General features: G+C 61.5%; 10 protein-coding genes and 1 pseudogene. 10 read left to right on the forward strand and 1 reads right to left on the reverse strand.

Translation table 11 applies throughout. From position 1 onward, the window contains the following. The 10 genes from mraY (at window position 1) to V7080_RS00825 (ending at window position 11515) form a co-directional block, all read left to right on the forward strand. A complete protein-coding gene (gene mraY / locus V7080_RS00780; RefSeq protein WP_334186485.1) occupies window positions 1–1170 on the forward strand; it encodes a phospho-N-acetylmuramoyl-pentapeptide-transferase in 1170 nt (389 codons plus the stop codon). Further along, entirely contained in the window at window positions 1170–2672 is a 1503-nt protein-coding gene (gene murD, locus V7080_RS00785; protein ID WP_334186486.1) for a UDP-N-acetylmuramoyl-L-alanine--D-glutamate ligase, read from the forward strand. The genes mraY and murD overlap by 1 nt, the downstream gene beginning before the upstream one ends. Further along, window positions 2669–3874 carry a putative lipid II flippase FtsW gene (ftsW, locus tag V7080_RS00790; RefSeq protein ID WP_334186487.1) on the forward strand — a complete coding sequence of 402 codons (1206 nt, stop codon included), beginning with the start codon at window positions 2669–2671 and terminating at the stop codon, window positions 3872–3874. The genes murD and ftsW overlap by 4 nt, the downstream gene beginning before the upstream one ends. Next, window positions 3871–4953, forward strand: coding sequence for an undecaprenyldiphospho-muramoylpentapeptide beta-N-acetylglucosaminyltransferase (murG, locus tag V7080_RS00795; RefSeq protein WP_334186488.1), 1083 nt, complete (start codon window positions 3871–3873; stop codon window positions 4951–4953). Before ftsW ends, murG begins: the two co-directional genes overlap by 4 nt. Then, entirely contained in the window at window positions 4953–6341 is a 1389-nt protein-coding gene (gene murC, locus V7080_RS00800) for a UDP-N-acetylmuramate--L-alanine ligase (RefSeq protein ID WP_334186489.1), read from the forward strand. Before murG ends, murC begins: the two co-directional genes overlap by 1 nt. 155 nt (window positions 6342–6496) lie before the next feature. Then, window positions 6497–7468, forward strand: coding sequence for a D-alanine--D-alanine ligase (locus V7080_RS00805; RefSeq protein WP_334186490.1), 972 nt, complete (start codon window positions 6497–6499; stop codon window positions 7466–7468). A 19-nt stretch (window positions 7469–7487) separates the two neighbouring features. Continuing rightward, window positions 7488–8255, forward strand: a complete 768-nt coding sequence (locus V7080_RS00810) for a cell division protein FtsQ/DivIB (RefSeq protein WP_334186491.1) — start codon at window positions 7488–7490, stop codon at window positions 8253–8255. A gap of 10 nt (window positions 8256–8265) precedes the next feature. Then, entirely contained in the window at window positions 8266–9498 is a 1233-nt protein-coding gene (gene ftsA / locus V7080_RS00815; RefSeq protein WP_334186492.1) for a cell division protein FtsA, read from the forward strand. Window positions 9499–9720: 222 nt separating this feature from the next. Further along, the gene (ftsZ, locus tag V7080_RS00820; protein ID WP_334186493.1) at window positions 9721–10899 is read left to right on the forward strand and encodes a cell division protein FtsZ; all 1179 of its coding nucleotides are present in this window, start codon (window positions 9721–9723) and stop codon (window positions 10897–10899) included. 109 nt (window positions 10900–11008) lie between these two features. Beyond that, the gene (locus tag V7080_RS00825) at window positions 11009–11515 is read left to right on the forward strand and encodes a peroxiredoxin (protein ID WP_334186494.1); all 507 of its coding nucleotides are present in this window, start codon (window positions 11009–11011) and stop codon (window positions 11513–11515) included. Between the two features lie 86 nt (window positions 11516–11601). Here V7080_RS00825 and V7080_RS00830 read toward each other — a convergent pair. Continuing rightward, window positions 11602–11863, reverse strand: a pseudogene (locus V7080_RS00830) (DeoR family transcriptional regulator); the annotation flags it as partial.

Below are 11863 nucleotides of genomic sequence, written 5' to 3' on the forward strand. Positions count from 1 at the left end.
ATGCTGCTTTGGTTGGCACAATATTTTCAACAGGAAGTGGGACCTCTCCGGGTCTTCAACTTCATCACCTTCCGCGCGGTGTTTGCCACACTGACCGCGCTCGGGATCGGCCTTATCGCCGGCCCGGCGGTGATCCGCATGCTGACCAGGCTGAAGGTCGGTCAGGCAGTCCGCACCAACGGACCGCAGACCCATTTGATCAAGACCGGCACGCCGACCATGGGCGGCGCGCTGATTCTCCTTTCCATCGGCATCGCTACCCTGCTGTGGTCCGACTGGAGCAACCGCTTCATCTGGGTGGTGCTCGTCGTGACGCTCGGCTATGGCGCCATCGGCTGGGTTGATGACTATCGCAAGGTGGTCTACAAGAACCCGGACGGCATGTCGTCCAAGGAAAAGTATTTCTGGCAATCGCTGATCGGCATCGCCGCCGCGATCTATCTCGCCTTCTCGGTATCGGCGCCGACCAACACCCAGGTGCTCGGGCTGTTCATCGAATGGGTGCAGTCGGGCTTCAATATCGACCTGCCGCCGAAAGCGGACTTCATCGTGCCTTTCTTCAAGACGATCAGCTATCCGCTCGGCGTGTGGGGCTTCATCCTGCTGACCTACCTGGTCATCGTCGGCACTTCCAATGCGGTCAATCTCACCGACGGCCTCGACGGCCTGGCGATCATGCCGACGGTCATGGTGGGCACGGCACTGGGCTTGTTCGCCTACCTGACCGGCAGCGCGGTGTTTTCGAAGTACCTGCTGATTCCCTACATTCCCGGTGCTGCCGAGCTGCTCATTTTCTGCGGGGCGATGGCCGGCGCGGGCCTTGCGTTCCTCTGGTTCAACGCGCATCCCGCACAGGTCTTCATGGGCGACGTCGGCGCGCTGGCGCTTGGCGGCGCACTCGGCACCATCGCGGTCATCGTGCGGCAGGAAGTGGTGCTGTTCATCATGGGCGGCATCTTCGTGGTGGAAACCCTGTCGGTGATGCTGCAGGTCGGCTACTTCAAGTACACGAAGAAGCGCTTTGGCGTCGGACGCCGCATCCTCCTGATGGCGCCGCTGCACCATCATTTCGAACAGAAGGGCTGGAAGGAAACGAAGGTCGTGGTCCGTTTCTGGATCATCACCATGATGCTGGTGCTGTTTGGTCTCTCCACACTGAAGCTGCGCTGATGAATTACCAAGGCAAACACGTTCTCGTTCTCGGACTCGGCGAATCCGGCATGGCCATGGCGCTATGGCTGGCACGCTGCGGCGCGACCCTGCGCGTGGCCGATACGCGGGCCGAACCAGCCCGCCTGGGAGAATTGCGCAGCAACTTGCAGGCGACCATGCCGGCGCTGGAATTCGTCGGCGGCCCATTCGAGGCCGCGCTTCTGGACAGCGTCGATTTCGTCGCAGTGAGTCCGGGCCTCGCACCCGGACGCGATCTCGCCGCATTGCTGCCGGTTGCACAGGAAAAAAACATCCCGGTATGGGGCGAGATCGAATTATTCGCGCAAGCCCTTTCCGCCTTGCGCGAGGAGCGCGGATATTCGCCGAAGGTGATCGCCATTACCGGCACCAACGGCAAGACCACGGTCACCAGCCTGACCGGACTGCTGTGCAGGCGTGCCGGAATGACGGTGCAGGTGGCGGGCAATATCAGCCCGGCGGCGCTCGATGTTCTGCGTACCGCGCTCGACAGCGACAATCTGCCACAGGCATGGGTGCTCGAACTGTCAAGCTTCCAGTTGCACACCACGTTCAGCCTGAAAAGCGATGCGGCGACCGTGTTGAATGTCACGCAGGATCACCTCGACTGGCATGGCGACATGGAAGCATACGCCGCCGATAAGGCACGCATCTTCGGTGCGCATACCGTGCGTGTCCTGAACCGCGACGACGCGCGCGTAATGCAAATGGCATCGCCGCTTTTGCCCGTGGTGACTTTCGGTACGGATGAACCCTCGCTGCCGGACTGTCTCGGTCTGGTCGACGAAAACGGCATGCAATGGCTGTCTGTCGCCGTTACCTCCGATGAAGGCGAACAGCCGAAGCGTCGCAAGAAAGAAATGGTCGAGGTCCCCGTCAGCGTCAATCGACTGATGCCGGCGGATGCCTTGCAGATCCGTGGCCGCCACAATGCGGTCAATGCACTTGCCGCGCTGGCCTTGTGCCGCGCCATCGGCCTGCCGATGGCGCGCCTGCTGCACGGCCTGCGCGAATATCGCGGCGAGCCACATAGGGTGGAAATGATCGCCAACGTCGGCGGCGTGGATTATTACGACGACAGCAAAGGTACCAATGTCGGCGCAACGGTCGCCGCCTTGAACGGCCTCGGCCAGAGCGGCGGCGGACGCCTGGTGCTTATCGCGGGCGGCGAAGGCAAAGGACAAGATTTTTCGCCCTTGCTGGAGCCGGTTGCCAAGTTCGTGCGCGCTGTCCTGCTGATCGGCAAGGATGCCCCGGCAATACGCGCAGCGGTAGAGTCATCGGGCGTGGAGCTGGTCGACTGTGCAACGCTGGAGGAAGCCGTCGGGAAGGCTGCCGAATTCGCGCAGTCCGGCGATGCGGTATTGCTGTCGCCCGCCTGCGCCAGTCTCGACATGTTCCGCAACTATGAACATCGCGCGGAAGTCTTCGTGGAAGCGGTGCGTGAACTTGCCCTGTCGCGCGGCGAGGTGATTGCATGAAATTCACTTTGCCCCTGTTTTCCACCCCGGCACCACCGCTGGCACGCGGCGCCGGACAGCGCTCGAAGATGATGGAATACGACCAGCCGCTGGCCTGGGTCGTCCTGCTGCTGATGCTGTTCGGCATGGTGATGGTCTACTCGGCATCGATTTCCCTGCCCGACTCGCCGAAGTACGCAAACTACAAGAATTCGCATTTCCTGGTTCGCCAGGCGATCTTCGTCACGGTCGCCATCGTCGCCGGCCTGCTGGCCTTCCGGGTCAAGATCGAAACCTGGCAGCGCTACGCGCCTCACCTGTTCGTCATCACGATGGTGCTGCTGGTGCTCGTGCTGGTGCCCGGCCTGGGAAAGGGCGTCAACGGCGCCAAGCGCTGGCTGTCGTTCAAGGTATTCAACCTGCAGCCGTCGGAAATGATGAAGCTGTTCGTTGTGCTGTACGCCGCCGACTACACGGTGCGCAAGCAGCAGGTCATGCACAAGCTCACCAAGGGTTTCCTGCCGATGACGGTCGCGATTGGCGTGGTCGGACTGCTGCTCCTGCTGGAGCCGGACCTCGGCGCCTTCGGCGTGATCGTCTGCATCGCGATGGGCATCCTGTTCCTGGGCGGCATCAATGGCATCTGGTTCGGCGGTATCGGCGCCACGCTGGTCGGCATCTTCAGCATGGTGATCCTGCTCTCGCCATGGCGGCGCGAGCGCATCTTTGCCTATCTCAATCCGTGGGAAGAAGAAAACGCACTCGGCAAGGCATACCAGCTTTCGCATTCGCTGATTGCATTCGGCCGCGGCGAGCTGTTCGGCGTCGGCCTCGGCGGCAGCGTCGAAAAACTGCATTACCTGCCGGAAGCGCATACCGACTTCCTGCTGGCAGTGATCGGCGAAGAGCTTGGTTTTGCCGGCGTCCTGGTCGTGGTGACGGCCTTCTACTGGATCATCAAGCGCGCATTCGAAATCGGACGCCAATCCATTGCGCTCGACCTGACCTTCGCAGGTTTGGCAGCGAAAGGCATCGGCATCTGGATCGGTGTGCAGGCATTCATCAACATGGGCGTGAATCTCGGCCTGCTACCGACCAAGGGATTGACGCTGCCATTGATGAGCTATGGCGGCTCGGGCGTGGTGATTAATTGCATTGGCCTGGCGATCCTGCTGCGTATCGACTACGAAAATCGCATCCTGATGCGCGGAGGCCGGGTATGAAGCCGGGCAAGCGACTGATGATCATGGCGGCCGGGACCGGCGGGCACATCTTCCCCGGTTTGGCAATCGCACAAACCATGCAGGCACGCGGCTGGCAGGTGTCCTGGCTCGGGACGCAGCATGGCATGGAGCGCGACATCGTACCGAAGCACAGGATCGAGATGGATTCGATCGACTTCGCCGGCGTGCGCGGCAAGGGCCTTGCGCATACCGCGAAGGGCGCGCTGAAACTCGCGGCCGGCATCGGCGCCTGCTTCAGCATCATCGGCCGCCGCAAGCCGGATGTGGTGCTCGGCATGGGCGGCTATGTGACGGTTCCGGGCGGGATGATGGCGAAGGCGCGCGGCGTGCCGCTGGTGCTCGTCAATGCGGACGCGGCCCTCCTGCTGTCAAACAAAACACTGGCACCCTTCGCGCAACGGGTGCTGTTCGGATTCCCGGGCGACTTCGGCAGCGCAGCGTCCAAGGCAATGGTCAGCGGCAATCCGGTGCGCACCGAGATTAGCAATCTGCCCGCGCCCGCGCAGCGATTCGCCGGCCGCAGCGGCCCGCTGAAAATCCTGGTCGTTGGCGGCAGCCTGGGCGCCAAGGTGCTGAACGAAGCGGTGCCGGCGGCACTGGCACTGTTGCCGGCGGCGGAGCGGCCGGTGGTGACGCACCAGTCGGGCCGGCAGCATATCGACGCGCTGCGGAGCGCCTACGCGAATGCGCAAGTGAATGCAGAAGTCGTCGATTTCATCGACGACATGGCGCGCCGTTATGCGGAGGCGGACCTCGTGATCTGCCGTGCCGGTGCAATCACCGTATCCGAACTGACCGCGGCCGGCGTGGCAAGCGTGCTGGTGCCGTTCGTCGCCAGCACGACATCCCACCAGCGCGACAACGCGCAGTGGATGGCCCATCAGAAAGCGGCGGTGCATCTGCCGCAAGGCGAGTTGTCGGCCGAGCGGCTGGCGGACATGCTGCGTTCACTGAACCGGCAAGCCTGCCTGACCATGGCGGAAGCGGCCCATGCTCTCGGGCGGCGTTCCGCGAATGAAACAATTGCAAACATACTGGAAGAACTGGCCGGACATTAATGAAACACAAAGTTAAAAACATCCATTTCGTCGGTATAGGCGGCTCCGGCATGAGCGGCATCGCGGAGGTACTGCTGAACCTCGGCTATACCGTCTCCGGCTCCGATCTAGGCAGCAATGCGGCGACGGTGCGCCTGGCGGAACTGGGCGCGAAAGTCAGCCAGGGTCATTCGGCCCAGAATATCGACGGCGCGGATGCGATCGTCACATCGACTGCCGTCAAGCCAGACAATCCGGAAGTCATCGCAGCACGTGCACGGCGAATCCCGATCGTGCCGCGCGCCATCATGCTGGCGGAATTGATGCGCCTGAAGCAGGGCATCGCCATCGCCGGCACGCATGGCAAGACCACGACCACCAGCTTGGTGGCGAGCGTGCTGGCGGAAGGCGGACTCGATCCGACCTTCGTGATCGGCGGGCGGCTGAACAGTGCCGGCGCGAACGCGAAGCTCGGCGCCGGCGACTTCATCGTTGCCGAGGCCGATGAGTCGGACGCCTCCTTCCTGAACCTGTCGCCATGCATCGAAGTGATCACCAATATCGATGCCGATCATATGGAAACCTATGATCACAGCTTCGCAAAGCTGAAGCAGGCATTCGTCGAGTTCACCCAGCGCCTTCCGTTCTATGGCGTTGCCATGCTGTGCATCGACGACGCCAACGTTCGCGAAATCATGCCGTTCATTTCCAAGCCGATCACTACCTATGGCTTCCATGAAGAAGCCCAGGTACGGGCTGTCGATGCTAGGGCGGTGGACGGCCACATGGTGTTCACGGTGCTGCAGGATGGCTACGAGGCGATGGAAGTGCGCTTGAACCAGCCGGGCATGCACAACGTGCAGAATGCCTGCGCTGCGATCGCGATCGCCCGCGAAGTCGGCGTGGACGATCGTGCTACGCAGAAGGCGCTGATGGAATTCAATGGCGTGGGCCGGCGATTCACCCGTTATGGCGATATCAAGCTGCCGGGCGGGGGCGCGTTCACGCTGGTGGACGACTACGGGCATCACCCGGTTGAGACTGCCGCCACGCTCGCTGCCGCTCGCGGCGCCTATCCGGGACGCAGGCTCGTGCTGGCATTCCAGCCGCACCGCTTCACCCGGACGCGCGATCTGTTCGAGGACTTCGTCAAGGTGTTGTCGACCGCCGACGCGCTGGTCCTGGCGGAAGTCTACGCCGCCGGCGAGCAGCCGATCGTCGCCGCAGACGGCCGCGCACTGGCGCATGCACTGCGGGTGGTGGGCAAGGTGGAGCCGATCTTCGTTGAAGATATCGCCGATATGCCGGACAGCATCGTGAGCATGGCCCGCGATGGCGATGTGGTGATCACGATGGGTGCGGGATCGATCAGCGGCGTGCCCGGAAAGCTGGCGGCGTTGAAAAGTTAAAGGAATGGCTCCTTCCCCCTCTTGGGGGGAAGGTTGGGATGGGGGTAGTTAGGTTGAGCAATTGCATGCGGTAGCTCGACCTCACTACCCCCACCCTAACCCTCCCCCTTGCAGGAGGAGGGAACCGGTAAGTAATACTGAATGAGTAAACAGACATGACACAACATTTCGGAAAAGTAGGCGTACTCTTCGGCGGCCGTTCAGCGGAGCGCGAAGTTTCGCTGATGTCCGGCAGCGGCGTTCTGAAGGCCTTGCAAAGCAAGGGCATCGATGCGCATCCGTTCGACCCCGCAGAGCGCAGCCTCGCCGCACTCGCTGCGGAAAAATTCGACCGCGTATTCATTGCGTTGCACGGCCGTTATGGTGAAGACGGCACCCTGCAAGGCGTGCTGGAACAGCTCGGCATTCCCTACACCGGTTCCGGCGTGATGGCGTCGTCGATCGGCATGGACAAAGTGATGACGAAGCGTATCTGGCTCAGCCACAGCCTGCCGACACCGCGCTTCGTGGTCCTCGACTCCAAGGAAGCAACGGCGGAGGAGCTGCGTGCCGTGCCGGACGAACTCGGCCTGCCGCTGATGCTGAAAGCGCCGCATGAGGGCTCCACCATCGGCATCAGCAAAGTGACCGGCTATTCGGAGATGAAGGAAGGATTCACGCATTGCGCAAAGTACGACGACGTCGTGCTCGCCGAGGAATTCATCACCGGCCGTGAACTGACCGTGCCCGTGCTCGGTGCCGGGCGCACCGCGCGTGCATTGCCGATCGTCGAGATCCGCGCGCCGCAAGGCAATTACGACTACCAGAACAAGTACTTCAGCGACGACACGCAGTACCTGTGTCCCGCGCCGCTCGATGACGGCCTCACCAAGCGCATCCAGTCGCTCGCGGTGCGTGCGTACAACGCATTGGGCAGTTCCGGCTGGGCGCGAGTGGATTTCATGCTGCGCGCAACCGACAATGAACCGTTCCTGTTGGAAATCAATACCTCGCCGGGCATGACCGGACATTCTCTTGTGCCGATGTCGGCGAAGGCTGCCGGTGTGAGCTATGAAGACCTGTGTGTCGAGATCCTGCGTTCCGCCGACCTGGACCTGGCCCAGTCGGAAAACTGGAAACCGGTTTGATAACGAAGATTGACTGACCATGTGGCACGACATCCGAATGCTTAACGCAACCACCAATGCCTTGCTCGGCCTGCTGGCGCTCAGCCTGCTGTCGAGCGCCGTCTGGTGGGTCGCGCAGCGGCCGATGTTTACGCTGAAGTCCATCCGTATCGAAAGCGCCCAGGAAGACGCGCTGCGCTACGTGAATCCGTCAACGGTCAGGACGACCGCGGTGCCACGGATCAAGGGCAATTTCTTCACTGTCGATCTCAACCAGGTGCGGCTGGCGTTCGAGGTGGTGCCCTGGGTCCGCCGGGCGGCAGTGCGGCGGGAATGGCCGAACGAGCTGATCGTCACGATCGAGGAGCATCAGCCACTGGGAACCTGGGGTGACGACGGCCGCTTGTTGTCCGTAAAAGGCGATGTGTTCACCGCCAATCTCGCCGAAGCCGAGGAAGACGGTGAACTGCTTGAGTTCGCCGGACCGGAAGGCAGCGAAAAGGAAGTGGTGGCACGTTACCGCGACCTGCAGCAATGGTTTTCGCCGGTCAAGCTCGCGCCGCAGGCGGTGCAGTTGTCGGGGCGCTATGCGTGGAGCATCCGGCTCGACAACGGCATGACGGTGGAACTGGGGCGGGAACAGACCGAAACGACATTGAAGGACCGGGTGGATCGCCTCGTCGGCATCTATCCACAGTTGGTGGCGCGGCTGCAGGACCGGATTGAAAGTGTGGATATGCGTTATCCGAATGGCTTTGCATTGAAGGCACAGGGACTGGCGTTCGGACTCGATCATAAAAAAAAGTAAGCAGATAAACATGACAAAAGACGCAAAGAATTTGATTGTCGGCCTCGACATCGGCACATCGAAAGTGGTGGCGGTGGTGGCGGAAGTCATGCCCAATGGCCGGCATGAGGTGATCGGCCTCGGCCAGCATGAATCGAAGGGCTTGAAGAAGGGCGTGGTGGTCAATATCGAGGCGACCGTCGAATCGATACAACGCGCGCTGGAAGAAGCCGAGCTCATGGCCGACTGCAAGATCCGCAACGTCTACACCGGCATCGCCGGCAGTCATATCCGCAGCTTCAATTCCAGCGGCATGGTCGCGATCAAGGACAAGGAAGTCACCGCCACCGATGTGGCACGGGTGATCGAGACCGCCAAGGCGGTCAATATCCCGACCGACCAGCAATTGCTGCACACGGTGCCGCAGGAATTCATCGTCGACAGCCAGGAAGACGTGCGCGAGCCGATCGGCATGAGCGGTATCCGGCTGGAAGTAAAGGTCCACATCGTGACCGGCGCCGTGTCCGCCGTGCAGAACATCGTCAAGTGCGTGCGCCGCTGCGGCCTCGAGGTATCCGACCTGATCTTGCAACCGATGGCATCCGCCGATGCGGTGCTGACGCCGGACGAGAAGGAACTCGGCGTGGTGCTGATTGATATCGGCGGCGGCACCACCGACGTTGCGATCTTTACCGAAGGAGCGATCCGCCATACGGCAGTGATCCCGATCGCCGGCGACCAGATCACCAATGACATCGCGATGGCCTTGCGCACCCCGACCGCCGAAGCGGAGGAGATCAAGCTGCGTTACGGCGTCTGCAAGCAGGTGCTCGCCGATCCGGGCGAATCACTGGAAGTGCCGGGTCTCGGCGACCGTGGTCCGCGCACCTTGTCCCGCCAGGCCCTGGCAGCGGTGATCGAGCCGCGCGTCGAGGAATTGTTCGCGTTGGTGCACCAGGTGGTACGCGAGTCGGGCTACGAGGAAGTGCTGTCGTCGGGCATCGTCCTGACCGGCGGCTCTGCAATGATGCCGGGCATGGTGGAACTGGCGGAAGACATCTTCTTGAAACCGGCGCGCCTCGGCGTGCCGGAGTACAGCGGGCAGCTGGCGGACGTGGTGCGCAGCCCGCGGTATTCGACGGTGCTGGGTTTGTTGTTGGAAGCAAAGAAGCAGTATCTCCGCGGTCATATCGTCACACGCCAGGATGGTTCGGTGAAGGCGATCTGGCAGCGGATGAAGGAATGGTTTCTGGGAAATTTTTAAGGTGGTTGGCAGTTGGTGCTTTTCATTCACAAACGGACTGTCAACGTGAAAGGAAAAGCTCCTTCCCCCTGAAAAGGGGAGGGAACCCTGAAGTGATTGGAAGTACGACTTGGTATTTTTTAAATGCGTTTAATTTGTCATTAACCGCAGTTTGCAGTTGCTAGTCGCCACGTCGCGTGGTGCCTATCGACTGAAAACTGCATCTTGGATAAGGGAGTCATCATGGAAATCGATATGGTAGACAATGCATCACTTGGCACGGTAATCAAGGTCGTCGGCGTCGGCGGTGCAGGCGGCAACGCAGTGCAGCACATGATCAACAAGGGTGTGTCCGGAGTGGAGTTCATCGCCGCCAACACTGATGCGCAGGCGCTCAAGCAGTCGGCCGCGCATAACGTGATCCAGATCGGCGAGACCGGCCTTGGCGCTGGCATGAAACCGGAAGTCGGCCGCGCTCTGGCGGAAGAATCGCGTTCCCGCATTGAGGATGCGCTGCGCGGCGCGCACATGGTGTTCATCGCTGCAGGCATGGGCGGCGGCACCGGCACCGGCGCGGCACCGATCGTCGCGCAGGTGGCGAAGGAGCAGGGCGCATTGACCGTTGCGGTGGTGTCCAAGCCGTTCTCCTACGAAGGCGCGAAGTGCATGGAAATCGCCGACGAGGGCCTGGAAGCGTTGAGCCAGCACGTCGATTCCCTGATCGTGATCCTGAACGAGAAGCTGGAAGAGATCTACGAAGACGACAGCATGATCGAATGGCTGCAGCATGCGGATGACGTGTTGAACAACGCCGTCGCCGGTATCGCGGAGATCATCAACGTGCCGGGTCATATCAACGTCGACTTCAACGACGTCAAGACGATCATGGGCGAACAGGGCAAGGCAATGATGGGAACGGCAACCGCCTCCGGCGTCGACCGTGCGCGCATTGCCGCCGAGCAGGCGGTGGCGTCGCCGCTGCTGGACGGCATCGACCTGTCCGGTGCACGGGGCGTGCTGGTCAACGTGACCGCAAGCCGTAACCTGAAAGGTAAGGAAATCAAGGAAGTCATGGCGACCGTGCGTGCATTCGCCGCGCCGGACGCGTCGATCGCGCAGGGCATCGCCTACGACGACAAGATGGGCGACGACATCCGCGTCACCGTGGTGGCGACCGGCCTTGGCCGTGCGCGCAAGAGCGTGCAGCTCGTGCAGACACCGGTGCTGCGTACCGGTACCCACAACGAGCCGATCATGGCAACCGGCGGCAGCCACGGCGTCCAGCCGACGCAATCCTTCGACGGCCTGAAGGCGCCTGCGGTATGGCGTCGCGAGTCGGCATCGGAAACCGTCCGTGCGCTGGAGAAGAACGGCATGGAAACGTATGACATCCCCGCCTTCCTGCGCAAGCAGGCCGACTGATCCTGCCATGCAAAAGTAGCAATAACAGGGCATACTGCGGTCTCACGCCGCGCCTCGCAGGCGCGGCGTTTTTCATTCATCCTGTCTATTGATACGCAAAGGAATCACCATGACCATTAAAGTCGGCGACCGCCTGCCGGAAGGAACACTGTCCGAATTCATCGACGTCGAGACGGAAGGATGCGCGCTCGGCCCGAACACGTTCAATGTCGGCGACCTCGTCAAGAACAAGAAGATCGCCATCTTCGGCCTGCCCGGCGCTTACACTCCGACCTGCTCGGCCCAGCATGTGCCTGGATATATCAAGAACGCGGACGCGCTGAAGGCGAAAGGCGTCGACGAAATCTGGTGCATTTCCGTCAATGATCCGTTCGTGATGGGCGCCTGGGGACGCCAGCAGAATGCGACCGGGGTCGTGCGCATGATGGCCGACGGCAGCGCGAAATTCACCAAGGCGCTGGGACTGGAGTTCGACCTCACCGAGCGTGGTATGGGCATTCGTTCGCAGCGTTACTCGATGCTGGTGGAAGACGGTGTCGTGAAGCAGTTCAATCTCGAACAGCCGGGCAAATTCGATGTGTCGAATGCCGAAACCTTGCTCAAGCAACTCGGCTGAACGCGTTCCAGTCGTGCAGTAACGCAATAAAAAACGGCGCATCGAGCGCCGTTTTTCTTGGGCCTGCAGCCGCCGGGTCTTGCCTTTCATGGTGCGACGACTACTTTCACCTGCGCCTCCTTCAATACCTTCGCCAATGCTTCCGGCGGGCGCGCATCGGTAATCAGCATATCGACCTGTGACAGGCTTCCCATGCGTACCAGCGCCTGCCGTCCGAATTTGTCGCGGTCCGCCACCAGCCAGACTTCCCGCGACTGCTCGATGATGGTTTGCGCCACCTTGACCTCACGGGGATCGAAATCGCGCAGCGTGCCGTCCGCCTCAATGCTGGAAATCCCGACGATGCCG

This window comes from Noviherbaspirillum sp. (assembly GCF_036846085.1).
Taxonomy (GTDB): Bacteria; Pseudomonadota; Gammaproteobacteria; order Burkholderiales; family Burkholderiaceae_D; genus Noviherbaspirillum.

Bases quoted from the DNA above. Each gene is read 5' to 3' on its own strand.
- murC (WP_334186489.1), top strand. From the start codon at position 4,953: ATGAAACACAAAGTTAAAAACATCCATTTCGTCGGTATAGGCGGCTCC.
- V7080_RS00805 (WP_334186490.1), top strand. From the start codon at position 6,497: ATGACACAACATTTCGGAAAAGTAGGCGTACTCTTCGGCGGCCGTTCA.
- V7080_RS00810 (WP_334186491.1), top strand. From the start codon at position 7,488: ATGTGGCACGACATCCGAATGCTTAACGCAACCACCAATGCCTTGCTC.
- ftsZ (WP_334186493.1), top strand. From the start codon at position 9,721: ATGGAAATCGATATGGTAGACAATGCATCACTTGGCACGGTAATCAAG.
- murD (WP_334186486.1), top strand. From the start codon at position 1,170: ATGAATTACCAAGGCAAACACGTTCTCGTTCTCGGACTCGGCGAATCC.
- ftsW (WP_334186487.1), top strand. From the start codon at position 2,669: ATGAAATTCACTTTGCCCCTGTTTTCCACCCCGGCACCACCGCTGGCA.
- mraY (WP_334186485.1), top strand. From the start codon at position 1: ATGCTGCTTTGGTTGGCACAATATTTTCAACAGGAAGTGGGACCTCTC.
- ftsA (WP_334186492.1), top strand. From the start codon at position 8,266: ATGACAAAAGACGCAAAGAATTTGATTGTCGGCCTCGACATCGGCACA.
- V7080_RS00825 (WP_334186494.1), top strand. From the start codon at position 11,009: ATGACCATTAAAGTCGGCGACCGCCTGCCGGAAGGAACACTGTCCGAA.
- murG (WP_334186488.1), top strand. From the start codon at position 3,871: ATGAAGCCGGGCAAGCGACTGATGATCATGGCGGCCGGGACCGGCGGG.